Source organism: Phycisphaera sp. (assembly GCA_025916675.1).
GTDB lineage: Bacteria > Planctomycetota > Phycisphaerae > Phycisphaerales > UBA1924 > JAHCJI01.
The window spans coordinates 3211625-3230865 of record CP098402.1 but is presented as its reverse complement, the minus strand read 5'-3'; the positions used below and the strand labels follow the sequence as shown (position 1 = coordinate 3230865).

Below are 19241 nucleotides of genomic sequence, written 5' to 3'. Positions count from 1 at the left end.
ACAGGCGCCACGCTCACTCACCGCTCGTTGCTTTTGCGCCGCCGGAGCACCGAATGGCCGGCCAAGAGCAAGAGTGCGAGCGAATCCAGCACGAACACGCCGATGAGCAGCCAGCTCGGCCGCCCGCTACCAATGCTGATCATGGCCCCAATGGCCACCGCCGCCAGCAGCACCATCACGCCACCTAACACGAAGAACGCAATCAGTGGTTTCATAACAACCTTTCCACAGATTACCAGGGATCAAATAGCCACGCCCCCGCGTTTGGCGGGAGCGTGGTGAGCGCACATGTGTTCCCTCTGATCACGAGGTTACGGGCAGCCGGCTGAAAACTCGTTCTGGAACAAGAGGAAGTCGAAGATGGTCAACTGGCCGTCGTCGTCGAAGTCGGCGGCCGGGTCGCCGGCCGAGAAGAGGTTCTGGAAGGCCAAGAAGTCGAAGATCGTGAGCGCGCCGTCGCCATCGATGTCGGCGCGGCAGGGCTTAGCGATCGCTGGCAACTCGGTGACCGGGTCGAACAGCACCAACTCGTCCATATTGAGAATGCTGAAGTCCAGCGACGCGAGCGGGCCCGCATCGGGTGCTCCTTCGGCCAGCGCGCGCAGCTCATGCACATCGAACTCCAGACCGCCCGCCGTGCGGAAGACCGAATCGGGTGGGTAGCAGGTCTTAAAGCATGGCGTGGTCCCACCGAGTTTGCCAATCTCCGAGGGCCAACTTGAGCATCCGCCAGCAATGCCCTGGAGCCCGGACTCCTCGTGCACCAGCGTGCCGGACAGGTCGAAGATCTGGAGGGTGTACGTCTCGTCGCCCACGCCCGTGAAGTCGGGCGCGACCGCTACAAGATCGGGATCGATCGGCCAGGGATCCAAACTCATCTTGCCGGAGGGAATGATGAAGGACCCAACCTCGAACGAGCACACCGTCATGCAGGCCGCCGCCGGATCGGGTGCCAGCACATCGATGCCCACCGAGGCCGACACCACGCCGCCAAGCTCCATGCGAAGGCGCCCATCGTCCCTATCACGGGGGGCCCGCTTACGATAGCGAAGGTCGGCGAGCCCGTCGCCGGTGACATCCGTCGCGGTCAACGAATGCGCGCCCGTCTCGTCGATGGCCCTCATCGAGACGCCAACTTGGGTCACGGTGCCGGTGCCAAAGGGCCGGAGGCTGGTCTCGGCCTCGCCGATGACCACGCCGGGTGCGCTCGCGCTCACGTCAATCGCGATGCCCACGATGCCCGTCGCTGTGAACTCCACCATCACTGGTGGCGACACGCTGATCGACGGCTCAAATGGCTCGATCCAGATCTCGTCGCCGAGGAGTGTCGGTCCGCCCCCTGTCGTTGGCGCGACGACTGCGGGGGGGGTCCGCACGCCGTAGAAGGACCGATCCCTCTTTACGGCGCCGCTCTCGAAATACTCTATATCGCGTTGGCAGCCGGCCTCCACCCCGATGCCGAAGAGCCCCTTGACCCAATTCCAGAAGGCCTCGTCGGGGTTCATGAACCGCACCGAGCCCGAGGTCTGGTCCTCGAGTGTCCCGACCAGTTCGCCCTCTCGGAACACGTGGACGTTGAACCGATCAAACCCCGCTGAATCAAAATCGAGTTCGAGCACCGCCTCGTCCGACGTCGCGGGGTTGTTCCGGAACACAATGCGATCACCTGCCGCACCGGGATCGCTTTTGAAGGCGATGGTCACCGTCGGGTCTATCTGATCGTCCGTCGAGAGCGCACGGAACGATGCGTCGACCCCCATTGTCAGATCGCCGTAAGCGACCGACAGGCCAAAGGGTGCGGCACTCCCATCGCCATAGGCGGCCACTTCACCACCCACCGTACCCAGCGCCACAGGCCCGATCGGGCTGATCGGAAACCCTCCGAGCACCGGCACGGCATACCCGGCGGTGACGCCCACCGAGATCGCGGCATGGCTGTTGGGAAATCCCAAGCCCGATACATCGGTAAACTCGGGCAGGCCGCAGGCCTCCGAACGCAGGTAGGTCGGGGATGACTGGCCCAGAGCGTTGAACCCCAACGAGAGCAACTCGCCATCACCACCGGTCGCGGGGTTGCGCGAGGGCGTGTCGAGCTCGACGATGAACGCCTGTCCCTCCGGAACGAACGCCGCCGGTAACGCGGCCGTGAAGAACTCACTGGTCGTCCCCGCGGGCACTACCACCGTTGCCTCGGCCAGCACCGGCCGGGACGCGTAGGGATCGGTGATGGCCCCGCCCAGGATGCGCACTTGGCACGGCCAGTCGGCTCCGGTGTTGCGTGTGACACCGAACGTCACGCACGAGATCGTCAGGTCGTAAGGGGCTGTGAAGCCCCGGCCGATCTGCGTCTGCTCGTTGAAGTCCAGCGTGCCGCACCAGGCCGCCCGGGAGGCCTGGATCACGTCGGGATCCGTCGATTGCGACAACTCTTCGTCGCCGCACTGTGCAAACGCACACTGGGGTGATGTGACCAACCCCACCAACGCTACGGTACTGCTCATTCCAACAAGGTTGGCCATGCCGCCAATACCGACCATCGCCGTGCCTGCCGCGGCAAGCAATGCCCCAAGGGTTCCTCGTCCCGGTCGAGAGGCGCTCGCCATGCCCCCGGTCTCAGCGGGTGGGAAGTTCTGGCTTGCCGACACCGTTTGTTTTACTGTTTCCATCTGGATTCTCCTTCGCAGTTCACCGTTGGGTACGCGAGACATCGCGCTGCCCACTGAAAGGAGTTGGCTTCCGCCGCCGCGATCTAACAGTTCTACTCACACATTTTTGCAGCAGCGACGTGGATGCGAGACGCACTCCGAGCGCGCACAACCACGCCCCGGCGGGCCGGGGCGTGGAGAAGAGAGCTACAAGATAAACGAACCGTATCAGCGCCGGCGGCGCACCAGTGTCAGGCCCGCCAGGCCCAGGCACGCGAGAGCGCTCGGTACGGGGATGATCTGGATCTGCCCGCTGCCCTCCATCAGGAGAGCGGTATCGAGGGACCTGGAATCCGGCAACGCACCGTCGATGTACAGGGCGAACCGGCTGGTAATGGTCTCCAGGTCGATGAACCGCGGCGTGAACTCGGTGGCTGTGAACTTCATGGTCCACACCAGGGCGGGGTTAGTGGGATCGGCGAAGATGCCCGCTGGCAGGAAGTAGATTTGCCCGAGTGTTGCACTAGTGGCATCGGGATCGCCGGGCAATGACACGCTTGCGCTGGTCTCGTTTGGTCCAAATGGCACCACCAGGGTGTTGTCACTCCAGCCACCGGCCTCGTTGGCAATGAAGTCGTAGATACCTGCCGCGAATGCATAGTCCACTGCGCTGTCGAATTTGGCGTACACCTCGACGGTCGTCATTTGCGGAAGCCCGCTGCTGTGGCCGGGAAGAGCCAAGACGGGGTCTTGGACCTCGATGATCCAGCCATTGGGTGATATCTGTCGGCAGCCGTGCCCGCCAGGGCGGCCAACCCCGCGGCGGCCGCCAGCATATGGGTAGAACGCATGTTTGATCTCCTTCCAAAAATCGAATTCGTGGGACGAGCCGCACCAGTGCCGGGCGGGCCCCACACAAAGAATTGGGCCCTTGGCCGCTGATCTAGCAGGTCGCTCGTAAAATTGTTCAAATGCGTCATCATGGGTAACCCGGATCATCCTCAGCGGGCACTCACGCCCAGGCGGTCACATCATCCCAAATCCAGAGACTCTGTCGACCCTGCCGCGTGTCAATGGTGAGCCTTGCATGGCATGAGCTTCGTCTTGTGGTAACGTAGCTAGTACCTTCTGGTGAGTTGCCTGATTGGGACGACATTGCCCGTGAAGACAGGTCTCGGCCTCGGTGTCGTTGTTTTTCCTGGGCTGAAATTGCCCCAGGTTGGGTGTCACCGCACCCGGCCGTCCGGAGCTGCTTCTGGATCGCTCAGCCTTGGCCGCTGGGTTGGGTTTGACAATGTTCTAGTTGCAGAAACCGTCGTAGAGCGAGCTAACAGCCGAGCGTATGCGAGGAGGCTCGCGGTTTTCACCCCAAACTAGAGTCTGTAATTCCAGCCCCAGAGGCTGATCTGACTACAAAAAATCAGCTCGATCCTCTCACTCCAATTTTCTAGCATTGATGGCCTCAGCGAGTGCTGGCTCAGGCAAACACACCCCGCCCACCATAATTCCTGCACTACATTACGGTTGATCGAGGTCAGACGAGGTCGACTGATCGATCCAGAGAACCGCCCTGAGAGCCCATAGTGGCTGATCTGTGGCTGTGTTTCTTGGTTCAAGATGTATCTGGCCAAGGGCATCGAGGGGTTCGACCAAGTCCGCATTGGCCCGGGCCGCGTGCTGAGCACCGACAACCCCGACGCCCAGGTCACCGCGTTTGGTGGCGATGCCGACTCGCCCAGCGAGACCGTCCACGTCGAGGAGATCCGCGAGGCGATGGACAAGACCTCAGGCGTGCCGCCCATCGCCGCCGGCGTCGTCCGCGCCAAGATCGGCAACCTCTCCAGCGGCAACGCGCTCCGCGTGACCATGCTGGGACTCCTCAGCAAGACCCGCCGCAAGCGCGTCGGCTACGGCACCGGAATCGCACGAGTGAGCGCCCTCATCCTTGAGGCCCTCGACCGCGCGGGCACCTTCGCCACCGAGCCGCAGGACCGCAAGGTCAGCGTCCACTGGCCCGATGCCATCGACCTCGATCAGGATGACCGGCTCGCCAGCGCCCAGCGCAAGAACGAGCTGGGCATCAACCCCGAGCGCGTGCTGGCCGAGCTGGGCTACGCCGCCCCCCGCCCCACAACCGCAAAGGAGAACACCAATGCCTGAGAACACACCCAACGAGCCAACCAACACCGACAACGACCTGCGCGAGGCCCTGGCCGAACGCACCCAGATGGCGCACGACCTGGCCGACCAGCTCCGCGCCCGCGACGCGCAACTCAACGACCTGCGCGACCGCGCCAGCAGGCTCGAACGCCGGGGCTCCATCGAACGGGGATTGGCCCAGGCCGGCGCGCTCGACACCGAGTCGCTCGCGCTGCTGGTCGAGAGCCGCCTCGAGGGCGACGATGACGCCACGCCCCAGCGTGTGATCGCCCAGCTCCAACGCGAGCGGCCCGCGCTCTTCCGGGCCAGCTCGGCACGCGCGTCGGCCATGAGCCCGAGCCATCCCTCCCAGGGCGCGCCGGGTCGCGCGGTGGTCGATCGTGCGCACGACGACGCACGCGCCACCGGCGACCGGCGCGCCCTCATGAAGTACCTGCGCCTGCGACGCGCCAACTAGTCACACGCCCTTTGCTCCCACTTTCTCTGCTCGCCAAGCACCCGATTTTGACCAAAGGAGAATCGCATGGCATTCACTGGTAAGGCAACCTTCTCGGCCGGCGACGGCCTGCCCGAACTGGTCGAGGACGTCTCGGACATCATCGGCATCGTCAGCCCCTTCGAGACCCCCCTGCTCGACCACCTGGGCGATGCGCGACGCGCTGCGGCCAGCACCGTCCACGAGTGGATCGAGGACGACCTGCTGCCCAATACCGCGCTCGTCGATGCGCAGGCCTTCTCGCCCACGGCCCTCACCGATACCACCATCGACGTCGATGATGGCTCGCGCTTCCGCGTCGGCGACCTCGTCCGCCCGGGCGAGGGGCCCGAGGTCATGCTGGTGACCAGCATCGCGACCGATACCCTCACCGTCGTCCGCGGGTATGGCTCGACCACACCGGTCGCCCTGGCCGAAGACATGGTGCTCACCATCCTGGGCAACGCCGCCCTCGAGGGCGCCGACGCGCCCGACGCACGCTTCACCAACCGCGTGCGCAAGGCCAACTACACGCAGATCTTCACCTCCGCGGTGGAGGTCAGCGGGTCGATGCAGGCCGTCCGCGCCCACGGCATCGCCGACGAGCTCGACTACCAGAAGCAGGAGCGCATGCGAGAATTGCTGCGCGACCTGGAAAACTGCGTCATCAACGGCGTCTCACCCGCGGCTACGCAGCAGGGCTCGGGCACCGTCCGCCGCTCGATGGACGGCATCATCCACAGCATCGCCACCAACCAGTTCGAGCCGGGCGTGGGCGCCATCCCCGGCGGATCGGGTGGTGGGTCCGATGGGCTCACCGAGGAAGTCCTCAACGCCGCTCTGCGCGAAGTTTGGGACCAGTCGGCCGGCCCGATCGACACCATCGTGTGCGGCGGCTTGCAGAAGCGCCGCATCAACGCGTTCCTCACGTCCTCGCGCCGCTATGGGCCGAGCGATGATCGCTACAGCGACCTGGTGAGCGTGTACGAGAGCGACTTCGGCGTCTGCCGCGTGGTTGTCTCGCGGTGGATGCCGTCCGACAGCCTGCTGCTGCTGGATTCCAGCCGCATCGAGGTGATGCCGCTCGAAGGGCGCAGCTTCCACTACAAGCCGCTGGCAGCGACTGGTGATGCGGCCATGGGCCAGGTCATCGGCGAGTACACGCTCGAGATGCGCAACGAGAACGCGCACGGCCTGCTGAGCGGCCTGGCCACCAGCTAGCCGGCTCTTTCTCCCTCTGTGGCCCGCAGCGAAGGGCACGGCGGTTTCGTGTGGGGGCGGCCGCCGGCTCGCGGGTCGGATCACACCGGCTCGCGGGTTTGACGAACGGATCGATTGGAACGAAGCGCGCGTGGCGCGCAAGGAGCAGCCGATGTTTGCACAGGACAGGGACATGCTGGCCGTCGAGCCGCACGCCTTCACCGACGCGCTCTGGGCCGGGCGGCGCCTGGCTTCGGGCACGGCGGGGATCACCGGCACGACGCTCACGACCGTGAGCGCGTCCGCGACGTTCACCGAAGCCCAGGCCCAAGCCGGCCAAGTGATCGTGTTCAACGGCGTGCCGCTGGAGATCACTGAGGTTACCTCCGGCACCGTCCTCGAGGTCTCCAAGCTGCGCGCCTCGGTCGATGATGACGCGATCCCGCCGGGAGATGCCTCGGGCGTTTCGTTCACGCTCGTGTCGTTCGAGCCGCAACTGGTGATCGTCCACCGCCAGCTGCTGGGCATGCTGGGGCTCGACCGGCCCGATGGCCCGGGCGCCGAAGTTGTTGTCGATGACGCGCCGCTTGCGCACGCGGAGGCACTCGGTGCGCTGCACCTGGTGTACGCGGCGGCCTCGGCGCTTAGCGGGCCAAACTCGGCTCTGGGCGCCCGGACATCGATGTACGCCGACATGTTCTCGCGCGCTCGGCAGACACTGGCAGTGGGCCTTGACCTTGATGGCGATGGCGTGATCGACGCGACGCGCCGGCCCGCGCTCATGCACCTCGTGCGAGGCTAAGAGGAGATCCACGATGCTTGTGCTGAATCCACAATCTGTGAGGCTGCTCGGGCAAACGATCGAGCGTGTTCGACGCGTGGCCGTCCACCGCACACCCGAGCGCGTGGTGCTGGAGTGGGGCAACCTCGGGCCATTCGCCACGTTCGCCGACGTGCCCGAGCAGCGGGTCGAGATCGAGCTTGTGGCCGACCTAGAGCGCGGCTCTCTCGACGGGCCGACGCCCGGCGACGAAGGAACGCTCGAGCTGTTCACGTCACCAACAGCGGGCAGCGGCGGCCGGCGAAGGGTCGAAGCGAGCGTGGTCGTGACCGCCGTCCACGACGAGGTCGAGCCGGGCGGCAAGGCGCAGCGGCGGGTGAAGATGGCCGCGCTCTCGAGCGACGGCGTGTCCGACCCGATCGATGTCTCCAACGCCGAGGATGGGTCGCGATAGGACCCCAGCATAGAAAGGAACTTCTGCCATGCCGAGCATGTTCGATGGATCCCCCTTGTTTGCCAGCGGCCCGCACCGATTCGTGATGCATCGGCGTGGCCAAACCGAGATCGAGCCAGGGACGTCGCCCACGATGCAATCCCAGCCGCAGGCCTTGTGGTCGCAGCTCGGGCTTGTGCAACTCTCGGTCAGCGTGCGCGGCCGTCTGGTCGCGGCCAATGAGGCGGATCTGTGGGCGCTGCGTGACGCGATCACCGGCGCTCTCACGGCGACGTCGAGCACCGGGAAGGGCACGCTCGAAGATGGCAACGGCCAGAGCTGGACCAACATGTGGCTGGTGGGATACGAAGAGCACGGTCCGGTCGATGCCGGCCGCGAGTGGTCGATCGGCTACGAGGCCGTGTTCCGCCAGGTTGGGCAATAGATATGCAAGGGGATGCGGTTGGGATGCTGGCGCAGTTCGGCATGGCCGGGCTCATCGCGTGGATGTGGCTGACCGAGCGGCGAGCCGGGCTCGTGAGGGAGAAGCAGATCGAGGAAGCCCACCGGCGGCTCTCGCAGGAGCGCGAAGCCCTGGGCGTGGTGCTGGGTGTGGTGGAGGCCAACACGCGGGCGATGGTGTCGCTCGAACTCGGGCAACGAGAACTGGCGGGGCTCTTGCGCGGCTTCACGCTCGACTCTGGCACAGGATTGTCCCAACATACAAACTAACAAGACTGAGTGCGCACAGAAAAAGGCCCCCGGCGGACTCCGGGGGCCCCTGTGGTCACTCAGAAGGTATTACTTGTGACCGGAAAACAGGCTATCGAAGAACGCGGCTTAGTCGCAGCCGGCGTCGAACTCGTTCTGGAAGCAGAGGAAGTCGAACAACGTGAGGATGCCGTCCCCGTCGCAGTCGGCGGCCAGGTCACCAGCATCGAACTGGTTCTGGAAGCAGAGGAAGTCGAACAGCGTGAGGCTGCCGTCGCCATCGCAGTCGGCGAAGCAGTCATCACCGGGCTTGGGAATCCAGCCAAGCTGGGCGGCCACGAGGGCTCGGACTTCGGCATCAACCATGGAGTCATAGTCGAAGCCGTTGAACAGGGTGTTGTCGCCGTTGGCCACGATGATGGCGCCGTCGCCACCAGCGAAGTCGTGCGTACCCACAACCGCGCCACCGGCGGCAGCGGTCATGCTGTCGCCGTTGTCGTTCCACGGGCTGGGAGCCGCATCGGGGTTGACCGTGCCGGCACCGCCCCACGACGGGTGACCAACGTTGTCATGCACCGAGCGGGGGGTGAAGAAGTCGATGGCCGTAGCCACGCCGAAGGCACCCTGCAGCACAACGTCCGCGTCCATGTTCCAGAAGGACAGGTGCGCGATGTTGCCGTTGGCGATGAAGCTATCGAAGGCGGCGGGGGTGCCGGCGTCGAAGAAGCAGCAGGGGTTGCTGACCAGGGCCATGCCGTAGTCCGGATCGTTCAGCGCAGCGGTCAGGCCGGGGAAGTCGCTGAAGAGGTCCAGGTCGGGCGTGATGCCGGCGGTGGCCGAAGCTGCGCCGAGGTGGCCGTCGTTGCCAGACTGGAACTGGACGATGAGGCTGCCCGGAGGCGGGGGCGGGGGAGCGCTGTTGAGGACCCAGTCGATCTGGGCCTCGAGCAGGGCGACGACGCCGGTCTCGTCGAGCGTGTCGTACTCGAAGCCGTTGGTCAGCGTGCGGTTCTCGTTGCTGACGATGGTCGCGCCATCGCCCGAGGTGCTGTCGAAGGTCGAGACGACCTCGTCACCGGTCATGCTGTCGCCGTTGTCGTTCCAGGGATCGGTGCCATCGACGGCAACCGGGCTGGCCGCGCCGCCCCACGAGGGGTGGCCGGCGTTGTCGAAGACCGGACGCGGGGCGAAGAAGTCGACCGCGCTGTCGACGCCCAGGGTGCCCTGGAGCGCTACGTCGGCGTCCATGTTCCAGTAGGAGAAGTGGACGCGACCGCCGCCGCTGACGAAGGTGTCGAGCTCGGCGTCGAAGCCGGCGCCGAAGAAGCAGCAGGGGTTGTGGATGATGGCGGCGTTGTACTGACCGTTGTTCAGATCGGCATTCAGCGCGACGAAGTCGCCGTCGATCAGGTCGTAGTTCAGGCCGAGGTTGTCGGCGGCGGAGATCTCGTGCCCGTCGTTGGCCGACTCGAACAGCAGGATCTGCGCCGGGACGTCGCCCTGGATGTAGATAAAGTCGTCGAACGCGGTCTCGGGACCGTCCAGGCGGACCGAGCCGATGGCGACTGTGGAGGTCCAACTCAGGTCGATCATGCTGCCGTCGCCGGGGCCGTAGCCATCGGCGTCGGTGAACAGACCGATCGAGGCACCACCGAGGTCGAAGAACTCGATGGTGTCGGCGCCAACGCCAGCGGCGCTAGCCGAGAAGCCGAAGCCGGTGACACCGCCGATCCCGGTGAAGTCCAGGGTGACTTCACCGAAGCCGAAGATGGTGCCGAACTTACTGCCCGAGGTGGGCGTGATCGGGCCACCCGGAGTGCGGAAGTCCAGCCAGTCGCCGAAGTCGACCGAGGCAAAACTCAGGGCACCGCCAACGGCGACATCGCCAGCGAACAAGGTGCCGAGGAAGGTGCGAGCACCGGGATAGCTTTCCATGTCATCGGTGGCGTCGGGAGCAAACGCGCCAGGCGAAACCTGGGCGAACGTGGTGCCGGCGGCAGCGAGGATCGCGGCAGCGGCCAAAACCTTCTGGGTATTCATCTCTTCAAGTCCCCCAAAAATTAGGAACTACATGTTCTGCGGCTGGCACGATACCGGCCACTACTCGATGCAACAAACGATTCGGATCCCAACGAGGAATCCCGAGTCAGCAAGCAGACAATTTCAAATTGTGGTGAGCAGCAACTTACATATTGCCAATCGCCACCTTCTTTCCTCTGCATGCCACACGCCAACGCGATATCCGTCGTGCACGCTCACGAGGCGACGCACTTCAACTCGCATTGAGCCGGTGGCGTGTCGTGTGTTGCTGGTGGTAACCGATCTTCAGGAACGCAAGCCTACCGATCGGATTGAAGAATCTGCCCCCAGCTTCCCACGAGCCCTTCCAACTTTTTCCCCTTGTAGTAATGAAGCAACGGCGCGGAGTTGTCAAGAGTATTTTGCGGCCGCATGGTATTTTTTGTACACGATGGTGGTAGTTTTGCGTAATTTCGCTCCGCCCGATCGCACCAGAAGCCGCCTGTGAGCTAGGCTCAATGGGATGGCGCGAGCCACTGAAAGGGGCCATTGCATGCACGGCGGGCGACGGGTTGTAGTCACGGGGATGGGGTGGGTGACACCTGTTGGTTGCGGCTTGGAAGGTGCGTGGGAGGCCATGATGAGCGGCAAGAGCGCCGCTGGCCCGGTAGAACAGTTCGACGCGGGCGGCTTCGCCACGAGCTTCGCGGCCGAGGTGCGTAGTTTTGACCTTCGGGATTCCCTTGGTCCGTTGGCCGGCTCGCATTCGTCGGCTGGGCGAGCGACCAAGTTCGCCTTGGCCGCCGGGGCCCGAGCCTGGGAACTGGCCGGGCTGGGGGCCGGTGGAGTCGTGCCGGAGCGGGCGGGGTTGTATCTCGGGGCCGGAGAGAGCAGCCCGGACAGCGAGGTGTTTGGGCGGCTGTGCATCGGGGCTTGGGACGCCGACGCCCGGGGCCTCGATGATCGGCGGTGGGCCGAGGGGGCCGGGGCGCTGGGCCTGCTGCGCGAGGTGGAGCAGGAGCCGCAGATGGCCTTGGCCCACCTTGCGGCGGCGCTGGGCCTGCGTGGTCCCTCGATGAATTGCATGACGGCTTGTGCGGCGAGCACGCAAGCGATCGGAGAGGCCGCCGAGGTGATCGCACGCGGTGATGCCGACGTGATGGTCAGCGGCGGCTGCCACTCGATGATCCACCCCCTGGGCATGACCGGGTTCGTGCGGCTCACCGCGATGAGCACCAGGGGAGATGATCCCACTGGCGCGTCGCGGCCGTTTGATCGCACGCGCGACGGGTTCGTGATGGGCGAGGGCGCTGGGATGCTGGTGCTCGAGGACCTCGACCACGCGCTGGCGCGAGGGGCAACACCATTGGTGGAGATCGCGGGGTACGGCTCTTCGGCCGACGCGTATCGCATCACCGACATCGACCCCGAGGGCGAGGGCGCGTGGCGGGCGATGGCCCAGGCGTTAGAACAGGCTGGGATTGATCCCGCCGCACTTGGCGAGGATGGGAGGCCCGGCGTGCATTACATCTCGGCGCATGGCACGGGCACGCGCGAGAACGACGGCATCGAGACACGCGCCGTGAAGCGAGTGTTCGGCGAGCATGCGCCGCACGTGCCGATGAGCAGCGTGAAGAGCATGCTGGGGCATCTCATCCAAGCCGCGGGTGCGGTGGAGCTCATCGCCTGTATCCGATCGATGCAAACGGGGTGGCTGCCGCCAACGATCAATTATCAGCAGCCGGATGAGGCGTGCGACCTGGACTACGTGCCCAATGTTGCACGCGACGTGCGCGACGCGGGCGGCGTAGGTGTGTGCCTGTCGAACAGCTTCGGGTTTGGTGGGCAGAACGATTCGGTGGTGGTGCGCCGCTGGAACCCGTGAGCGGGGCTGCGGGGATCAGGGGCAGCCGGCGTCGAAGGCGTTCTGGAAGACCAGGAAGTCGAAGATGCTGAGTTAGCCGTCCTCATCCAAGTCGGGATAACAGATGGAGCCGAACCCCGCGAGCCAGTGACCTGCGAAACGAGCAGTTGGGCGTGTCCATCGAGTCATTGCTGTGGCATCGCCTCTGCTCCCCTTGAGATCTGTTTCCCATACGCACCGCGAGCATGCTGCTTGCCCATATGGATTACGCCACCAGCTGGCCGGGAGTTGCGACCGGGTATCTCACGATCACGATGCGCACAAAAAAAGCCCCGGACGAATCCGGGGCCTTGAACTTACTCAGAAGATCCTAGAACGAGCCGGGCTAGCTTAGTCGCAGCCGGCGTCGAAGGCGTTCTGGAACGCGAGGAAGTCGAAGAGGGTCAGGATGCCGTCACCGTCGAGGTCGGCGGCCAGGTCACCAGCATCGAACAGGTTCTGGAAGCAGAGGAAGTCGAACAGCGTCAGGCTGCCGTCGCCATCGCAGTCGGCAACGCAGACGTCGCCACCGATCCAGCCGAGCTGGGCGGCCAGCAGGTCGCGGATCTGGGCGTCCTCGAGGGAGTCGTAGTCGAAGCCGTTGAACAGCGTGCGGTCGCCGTTGGCCACGATGATGGCACCGGGGCCGACATCGGAGTCGTGGGTACCGACGATCGACGCGCCACCGGCGGCGGTCATCTCGTCGCCGTTGTCGTTCCACGGGCTGGGATCGATGGCGGGGTTGACGGGGCTAGCCGCGCTGCCCCACGAGGGGTGGCCCGCGTTGTCGAAGACCGAACGCGGGATGAAGAAGTCGAAGGCCGAAGCGACGCCGAAGGCGCCCTGCAGCACGACTTCCGCGTCCATGTTCCAGAAGGACATGTGCGCGACGTTGCCGTTGGCGATGAAGGTGTCAAGAGCACCGGGGGTGCCGGCGTCGAAGAAGCAGCAGGGGTTGCTGATCAGGGCAACGCCGTAGTCCGGATCGCTCAGCGCCGCGGTCAGGCCGGGGAAGTCGCTGAAGAGGTCCAGGTCGGGCGTGATGCCGGCGGTGGCCGAAGCCGCGCCGAGGTGGCCATCGTTACCAGACTGGAACTGGACGATGAGGCTGCCCGGGGGCGGGGGCGGGGGAGCGCTGTTGAGGACCCAGTCGATCTGGGCCTCGAGCAGGGCGACGACGCCGGTCTCGTCGAGCGTGTCGTACTCGAAGCCGTTGGTCAGCGTGCGGTTCTCGTTGCTGACGATGGTCGCACCATCGCCCGAGGTGCTGTCGAAGGTCGAGACGACCTCGTCACCGGTCATGCTGTCGCCGTTGTCGGCCCAGGGGTCGGTGCCGTCGACGGCAACCGGGCTGGCCGCGCCGCCCCACGAGGGGTGGCCGGCGTTGTCGAAGACCGGACGCGGAGCGGTGAAGTCGACCGCGCTGTCGACGCCCAGGGTGCCCTGGAGCGCCACGTCGGCGTCCATGTTCCAGAACGAGAAGTGGACGCGGCCGCCGCCGCTGACGAAGGTGTCGAGCTCGGCATCGAAGCCGGCGCCGAAGTTGCAGCAGGGGTTGTGGATGACAGCGGCGTTGTACGAGCCGTTGTTCAGGTCGGCGTTCAGCGCGGTGAAGTCGCTGTCGTTGAAGTCGTAGTTCAGGCCGAGGTTGTCGGCGGCGGTCATCTCGTGGAAGTCGTTGGACGACGAGAAGACGAGGATCTGCGCGGGGACGTCGCCCTGGATGTAGGCGAAATCGTCGAACGCGGTCTCGGGGCCGTCCAGGCGGACCGAGCCGATGGCGACCGTCGAGGTCCAGCTCAGGTCTTCCATGGTGCCGTCGCCGGGGCCGTAGCCGTCGACGTCGGTGAAGGTGGCGATCGAAGCGCCACCGAGGTCGAAGAACTCGATGGTGTCGGCACCCACGCCAGCAGCGCTAGCCGAGAAGCCGAAACCGGTGACGCCACCGATGCCGGTGAAGTCGAGGGTGATCGAGCCGAAGCCGAAGATCGTGCCGAAGCGGTTACCCGACGTCGGCTGGATGGGACCGCCGGGGGCCCGGAAGTCCTGCCAGTCGCCGAAGTCGATCGAGGCGAAGCTCAGATCGCCGGCGACGGGAACGCTACCACCAAACAGATCGAAGAGGAAGGTGCGAGCACCGGGGTAGCTCTCCATGTCATCGGTGGCGTCGGGAGTAAACGCGCCAGGCGAGACCTGGGCGAACGTGGAGCCGGCGGCAGCGAGGATCGCGGCGGCGGCAAAAACCTTCTGAGTGTTCATCATCTCTACAAACCCCATATCTTATATGGACTACATGGGTACTGCGACCGGCACGCTGCCGACCACATCGAAACATAAACCGAAGCCATTGTCCGAATGGCCCCGGATCAGCAAGTCTGGTTGGGAATGATCGCTCGGCGATTTTCCACCGTGCATCCCCCTTCTGCTCCCAGTGGAACCCGACTCCGACCCTCCCCGTCGGTGCCAGGCCGGCCCCGTCATTGGGGCCTGCCCTCTCTCATGCCGCCAACCATCAACCCTGGCGGCCTCTGCAAAACTCGTGGACGTCACAACGACACAAGCCCCTACGCCAGCTCACGAGGCGTAGCGATGGGGCTAGATCAGCGTTTCGGTTTATGGATGCGGATCCAGAAAATATCGCCGTCCTCCACGAATCTCTCTGGTACATACAATGGCCCAAGATGGCTGTGATGTCAAGCGGGAAACACCCACGAAGCCGAATTTTCACCTCCGGGCTTGCCCTGATTACCATACTATTGGCCGTGATAGGTGGTTACTTGGTGATGTCCCGCGCGAGGGCCGACCTAAGGGCCGATATCTATCGGGATCGTCTCGAGGAGATCGCCAAGGATTACACGGTCCTGGTCGATCAGTTTAACACTGCCGTCGCGCAATCCGCTGTCACAGAGTTAGTTGTGGAAGACGGCGCGATGAGCGTGCGGGTGCGCAGCCGGCGTGGTGTCGAGACGGTGATCCCAACGCCGTTCGACCCGGAGCGCGAGATCTACGTCGACTACGTGGTTATCGGGGGTCGGCTGTGGATCCGCCGGGTGTTCGACGAGGTCACCCCGCCGATGGATGGGATCGTGATCGATCCCGAGGTGGCCGAGGTCGATTGGGAGCAGCCGGGCGCGCTGGTGGGCAAGGCGGTGTACCGGGCGCTGGGCGAGGGCGTGTGGCAGGTGAGCGTCACCGGGCAGGGGGCGCTGGGGCTCATGCGCGTGGACGAGAGCCAGCGGCGGCCGTTGATCGAGGCGCCCGAGGTGGTCGAGTTCGACGTGATCGAGGCGAAGGTGCGCGAGGAGGCCGAGCGGGTATCGTTTGGGGATCTACTGCGGAAAGCCTTCGGCGGCTAAACGGCAGGAAACGGGAATCGGGCGATGGTCCGCGTGCTCACGCACGCGGCTCGGTTGGAGACTTTGATGAGCGAAGCGGTGGCGGACGGGGCCAGTTCGGTCCAAGGCAAGTCGATGGAAGAACTGGTGAGCCTGTGCAAGCGGCGCGGGTTCATCTTTCCGGCTAGCGAGATCTACGGCGGGCTGAACGGCTTCTGGGACTATGGCCCGCTGGGCGTGCAACTCAAGAAGAACCTGGCCGACCGCTGGTGGCGCGACATGACGCTGACGCCGCCGCTGCGCGAAGGCAAGCCGGTGTCGATCGTGGGCGTGGATTCGAGCATTATTCAGAATCCAAGGGTGTGGGAGGCGAGTGGGCACGTTGGTGGGTTTAGCGACCCAATGGTGGATTGCACCGAGACCAAGTTCCGCTATCGGGCCGATCATCTGATTTGCATCGGCGAGAAGGGCGACACGTCGGGGCAGATCTATGTCCACATCGAGGACGACGACGAGACCTACGCCGCGGCGCGCAAGAAGCTGGACAAGTACAAGAAGCGGTCGCTCGGCGATGACGAGATCGATACGTGCCCGTTCGTGTCGCTTGGCGCTGATGAGCGGGCGATTTCGGTTGGCCCGCACGCCAAGACACCGGGCACGCTGACCGAGCCGCGTGCGTTCAACCTGATGTTCCAGACCTACGTCGGCGCCACCGCCAGCGAGGACGACAAGGCCTACCTCCGCCCCGAGACCGCCCAGGGCATCTTCCTGAACTTCGCGAACATCGTGGATACCACGCGGGTGCGCGTGCCCTTCGGCATCGCGCAGGTGGGCAAGGCGTTCCGCAATGAAGTGACGCCGCGGAACTTCATCTTCCGGTCTCGCGAGTTCGAGCAGATGGAGATGGAGTTCTTCTGCCACAAGGACGAGGCGCAGCAGTGGCTCGACTATTGGGTCGAAGAGCGCAAGCGGTGGTGGAACAGCGTTGGTTTGAGCGACGAGAACATGATCGTCCGCAAGCATGATGACGACGAATTGGCGCATTACTCCAAGAACGGCGCGGGCACGTACGACATCGAGTATCGCTGGCCGTTCACGCACCCGGGCTTTGGCGAGCTCGAGGGCGTGGCGCACCGGAGCAACTACGACCTCTCGCAGCACAAGGAGCACTCGGGCAAGAAGTTGGACTACTTCGACCAGGAACGCAACGAGCGGTACCTGCCCGACGTGATCGAGCCGGCGGCGGGGCTGACGCGGGGCGTTCTCGCGCTGCTGTGCGAGGCGTTCACGCCCGACGACTCACGGGCCAGCAAGGTGGTCATGAAGTTCAAGCCCAGCATGGCGCCGATCAAGGCCGCCGTCTACCCGCTGGTGAACAAGGACGGCATGCCCGAGGTGGCCGAGACGCTGGTGCGCGAGCTGCGTGGACGGTTCGGGCACATGGGGCTGATCGAGTACGACCCCAAGCAGAGCATCGGCAAGCGGTACGCCCGCATGGACGAGGCGGGCTGCCCGGTGTGCTTCACCATCGACGGCGACACGATGACCGACCAGACGGTGACCTTCCGCGATCGCGACACGCTGGCGCAGGATCGGATCGCGATCGACAAGGTTGGGGATTGGCTGGCCGAGAAGCTCGAGGCGTAGGGCTGGATTCGATATGGTTGTAAGAATGCCCCCCGCCCCACGGCGGGGGTTCGTTTTTTGCACTCGATCGTGCTCTTACTCGCAGCCGGCGTCGAACTGGTTCTGGAACTCGAGGAAATCGAAAAGGGTCAGGTCGCCGTCGCCGTCGAAGTCGGCCAGGGGGTCGCCGGCGTCGAAGAGGTTCTGGAAGGCGAGGAAGTCGAAGATGGTGAGTTGCCCGTCGCCGTCGAGGTCGGCCGGGCAGGCGTCGGCGAAGTTGAGTGTGAACAGGCCGCGCGAACCGTCGGTGAAACGGGCTTCGAGGGTAACGCTGCCAGCATCGGCCATGCCCTCGCCCAGGGTGAAGGACGAGAGCGTTCGGATGTCGGAGCCGTCGCCGAAGACGTCGACGCCCGTGCCGGTCTGGATCGCGAGGACGCCCTCGCCGGACGGATCGATCTTGACCAAGCCCATCGCGAGACCACCGGATGCCGTGCGGTAGACGCCGCGCACGAGGACGTCTCCGCTGGGCAGTTGCCTCATCTCGCGGAGCCCATCGACGGAGTCTCGCGGGTCGACCCAGATCGCACCGGGAACACCGGCGACCGGGCCGGTGTCATAGGCGAGCGTCTGTCGGCCATCGCCGAAGTCGCCGATGATGGCGCGCACACTGTTGAAGGGGTCGCCGCCCGGGTCGAGGGCGACAAACGCGAACAGCGCGATATCGCCCGCGGCGTTGATGTCGATGGGTGAGAAGTCGAGGAACGCGCTGTTGTCCAGCTCCGGCATCGGGTCTCCGGGCACGAAGCCGAGGACGGGCCGGAAGCCCTTGGCGATGAGTTCGAGCTCGCCCGAGCGGTTGGTCCACACCGTTGGAAATTTTGGCTCGTCTGGCGCATCGCCGGTATCGACCAGGGCATGGAAGAGCAGGACATCGTCGCCAGCGGCCTTGATCGCCGGGAGCGAGGTGAACGTGCCATCGGCGACAAAGCTGGAGACAAAACGCCCGCCGGGTGGGATGCCCGGAACACTGGGCGCAGGGCCGCCCTCGATCAGGAACGGCTGGAATCCGCCATCGGTTTGCTCGATCCAGATGCCCTCGTCGTTCTCGGGCACGATGCCGGTCCCCTTGTTGATACCGACGAATACCAAGCGGTCGTCGGCGAAGAAGTCGAACGAGTGGACGGTGCCCAGCCGCTGCGTGGTGGTGAGTTGGCCGAAGACCACGCCGTCGGGGCGGCCCGGGGCCTGGTTGTCGACGACGGCGATTGGCTGGGCGGACCCGCCGTCGCGGAATCGCCAGAAGCCCGAGGGATCCAGATCGCTGGCCAGGTCGTCGTTGATCTCTGCGAAGAGGTAAGTATCGCCACCGTTGTAGAAGGGCAGGAGCAGGCGGGCGAGTTCGGCATCGGGCCGCATGCCAGGCAGCGCGTCGCCGTGGGCGGCCAGTAGGATGTACGCGGAGCCGTTTTGTTGCCACAGGCCCTCACGAGGGGCGTCGCCGGGTGTGGTGAATTTTGCCGAGAACGAGGCGTTGCCCTCGTGTATGTGTGCGAGTGGAGGCTGGCCCAGGAACGAGTCAAACTGCAACGAGGCTTCGGTGCCTGGGATCGTCATCGAGGAGTCGAACAGCAGTTGGGGATCGGCGGGGTCGCCGGCGTAGAGGCCGACGATGGCCTCGGTGATAGGCGGCGGGGCGGGGTCCTCGCCGATCCAACTCGAGAACGCCACTTCGCCCGATCGCGAGGCACGGATGGACGGGCCGGGGAAGAAGATGATCTCCCCCGTGGGGTGCAAGCCGAAGTGCTGGTAGATCTCGCCAGCGGGCCGCATGGGCGCGGGGGTGCCGGTGAGGGCGACTAAGGCGAGATCCACCTCGACGCTCTGGGCAAGCCCGGCGCTGGCCAGTGTTGCGGCGGCGAGCGGGACGATGGTGTGACGGCGTTGCACGAG

The 19241-nt window shown here is 65.0% G+C and carries 16 protein-coding genes; 10 read left to right on the top strand and 6 right to left on the bottom strand.

What is annotated here, in order from left to right:
- Positions 1-17: 17 nt before the first annotated feature.
- From NCW75_13745 to NCW75_13735, 3 genes are all read right to left on the bottom strand, one after another.
- Positions 18-215, bottom strand: coding sequence for a hypothetical protein (locus NCW75_13745; protein ID UYV12350.1), 198 nt, complete (start codon positions 213-215; stop codon positions 18-20).
- Between the two features lie 96 nt (positions 216-311).
- Positions 312-2501, bottom strand: coding sequence for a hypothetical protein (locus tag NCW75_13740; protein UYV12349.1), 2190 nt, complete (start codon positions 2499-2501; stop codon positions 312-314).
- Between the two features lie 372 nt (positions 2502-2873).
- A complete protein-coding gene (locus tag NCW75_13735; GenBank protein UYV12348.1) occupies positions 2874-3350 on the bottom strand; it encodes a hypothetical protein in 477 nt (158 codons plus the stop codon).
- A 912-nt stretch (positions 3351-4262) separates the two neighbouring features.
- On the opposite strand from NCW75_13735, the gene NCW75_13730 reads away from it, so the two are divergent.
- The 7 genes from NCW75_13730 to NCW75_13700 all read left to right on the top strand — a co-directional run bounded on the left by NCW75_13730 (position 4263) and on the right by NCW75_13700 (position 8426).
- Positions 4263-4805, top strand: a complete 543-nt coding sequence (locus tag NCW75_13730) for a hypothetical protein (GenBank protein UYV12347.1) — start codon at positions 4263-4265, stop codon at positions 4803-4805.
- Positions 4798-5262 carry a hypothetical protein gene (locus tag NCW75_13725; GenBank protein UYV12346.1) on the top strand — a complete coding sequence of 155 codons (465 nt, stop codon included), beginning with the start codon at positions 4798-4800 and terminating at the stop codon, positions 5260-5262. The genes NCW75_13730 and NCW75_13725 overlap by 8 nt, the downstream gene beginning before the upstream one ends.
- A gap of 66 nt (positions 5263-5328) precedes the next feature.
- Positions 5329-6501 carry a DUF5309 domain-containing protein gene (locus NCW75_13720; protein ID UYV12345.1) on the top strand — a complete coding sequence of 391 codons (1173 nt, stop codon included), beginning with the start codon at positions 5329-5331 and terminating at the stop codon, positions 6499-6501.
- A 151-nt stretch (positions 6502-6652) separates the two neighbouring features.
- Positions 6653-7282 carry a hypothetical protein gene (locus NCW75_13715; GenBank protein UYV12344.1) on the top strand — a complete coding sequence of 210 codons (630 nt, stop codon included), beginning with the start codon at positions 6653-6655 and terminating at the stop codon, positions 7280-7282.
- Positions 7283-7295: 13 nt separating this feature from the next.
- Positions 7296-7715 (top strand): hypothetical protein, encoded by a 420-nt coding sequence (locus NCW75_13710; GenBank protein UYV12343.1) that lies wholly within the window; start codon positions 7296-7298, stop codon positions 7713-7715.
- Positions 7716-7743: 28 nt separating this feature from the next.
- On the top strand, positions 7744-8139 hold the full coding sequence (locus NCW75_13705) for a hypothetical protein (GenBank protein ID UYV12342.1): 396 nt from the start codon (positions 7744-7746) through the stop codon (positions 8137-8139).
- A 23-nt stretch (positions 8140-8162) separates the two neighbouring features.
- A complete protein-coding gene (locus tag NCW75_13700; GenBank protein UYV12341.1) occupies positions 8163-8426 on the top strand; it encodes a hypothetical protein in 264 nt (87 codons plus the stop codon).
- A 108-nt stretch (positions 8427-8534) separates the two neighbouring features.
- On the opposite strand, the gene NCW75_13695 is transcribed toward NCW75_13700, so the two are convergent.
- Positions 8535-10445 (bottom strand): hypothetical protein, encoded by a 1911-nt coding sequence (locus NCW75_13695; GenBank protein UYV12340.1) that lies wholly within the window; start codon positions 10443-10445, stop codon positions 8535-8537.
- Positions 10446-10977: 532 nt separating this feature from the next.
- On the opposite strand from NCW75_13695, the gene NCW75_13690 reads away from it, so the two are divergent.
- The gene (locus tag NCW75_13690; protein UYV12339.1) at positions 10978-12309 is read left to right on the top strand and encodes a beta-ketoacyl-[acyl-carrier-protein] synthase family protein; all 1332 of its coding nucleotides are present in this window, start codon (positions 10978-10980) and stop codon (positions 12307-12309) included.
- Between the two features lie 369 nt (positions 12310-12678).
- On the opposite strand, the gene NCW75_13685 is transcribed toward NCW75_13690, so the two are convergent.
- Positions 12679-14589 (bottom strand): hypothetical protein, encoded by a 1911-nt coding sequence (locus NCW75_13685; GenBank protein UYV12338.1) that lies wholly within the window; start codon positions 14587-14589, stop codon positions 12679-12681.
- Positions 14590-15089: 500 nt separating this feature from the next.
- On the opposite strand from NCW75_13685, the gene NCW75_13680 reads away from it, so the two are divergent.
- Positions 15090-15683, top strand: a complete 594-nt coding sequence (locus NCW75_13680; GenBank protein UYV12337.1) for a hypothetical protein — start codon at positions 15090-15092, stop codon at positions 15681-15683.
- A 66-nt stretch (positions 15684-15749) separates the two neighbouring features.
- Entirely contained in the window at positions 15750-17309 is a 1560-nt protein-coding gene (locus NCW75_13675; protein ID UYV12336.1) for a glycine--tRNA ligase, read from the top strand.
- A 75-nt stretch (positions 17310-17384) separates the two neighbouring features.
- Here NCW75_13675 and NCW75_13670 read toward each other — a convergent pair whose 3' ends face one another.
- The gene (locus NCW75_13670) at positions 17385-19238 is read right to left on the bottom strand and encodes a hypothetical protein (GenBank protein UYV12335.1); all 1854 of its coding nucleotides are present in this window, start codon (positions 19236-19238) and stop codon (positions 17385-17387) included.
- Positions 19239-19241: the final 3 nt, after the last annotated feature.

What these genes read in the sequence shown, in the direction of transcription:
- NCW75_13675 (UYV12336.1), top strand. Translation starts at nt 15,750, where the DNA reads ATGAGCGAAGCGGTGGCGGACGGGGCCAGTTCGGTCCAAGGCAAGTCG.
- NCW75_13715 (UYV12344.1), top strand. Translation starts at nt 6,653, where the DNA reads ATGTTTGCACAGGACAGGGACATGCTGGCCGTCGAGCCGCACGCCTTC.
- NCW75_13700 (UYV12341.1), top strand. Translation starts at nt 8,163, where the DNA reads ATGCTGGCGCAGTTCGGCATGGCCGGGCTCATCGCGTGGATGTGGCTG.
- NCW75_13695 (UYV12340.1), bottom strand. Translation starts at nt 10,445, where the DNA reads ATGAATACCCAGAAGGTTTTGGCCGCTGCCGCGATCCTCGCTGCCGCC.
- NCW75_13740 (UYV12349.1), bottom strand. Translation starts at nt 2,501, where the DNA reads ATGAGCAGTACCGTAGCGTTGGTGGGGTTGGTCACATCACCCCAGTGT.
- NCW75_13720 (UYV12345.1), top strand. Translation starts at nt 5,329, where the DNA reads ATGGCATTCACTGGTAAGGCAACCTTCTCGGCCGGCGACGGCCTGCCC.
- NCW75_13685 (UYV12338.1), bottom strand. Translation starts at nt 14,589, where the DNA reads ATGATGAACACTCAGAAGGTTTTTGCCGCCGCCGCGATCCTCGCTGCC.
- NCW75_13730 (UYV12347.1), top strand. Translation starts at nt 4,263, where the DNA reads ATGTATCTGGCCAAGGGCATCGAGGGGTTCGACCAAGTCCGCATTGGC.
- NCW75_13725 (UYV12346.1), top strand. Translation starts at nt 4,798, where the DNA reads ATGCCTGAGAACACACCCAACGAGCCAACCAACACCGACAACGACCTG.
- NCW75_13710 (UYV12343.1), top strand. Translation starts at nt 7,296, where the DNA reads ATGCTTGTGCTGAATCCACAATCTGTGAGGCTGCTCGGGCAAACGATC.
- NCW75_13735 (UYV12348.1), bottom strand. Translation starts at nt 3,350, where the DNA reads ATGACGACCGTCGAGGTGTACGCCAAATTCGACAGCGCAGTGGACTAT.
- NCW75_13745 (UYV12350.1), bottom strand. Translation starts at nt 215, where the DNA reads ATGAAACCACTGATTGCGTTCTTCGTGTTAGGTGGCGTGATGGTGCTG.
- NCW75_13705 (UYV12342.1), top strand. Translation starts at nt 7,744, where the DNA reads ATGCCGAGCATGTTCGATGGATCCCCCTTGTTTGCCAGCGGCCCGCAC.
- NCW75_13690 (UYV12339.1), top strand. Translation starts at nt 10,978, where the DNA reads ATGCACGGCGGGCGACGGGTTGTAGTCACGGGGATGGGGTGGGTGACA.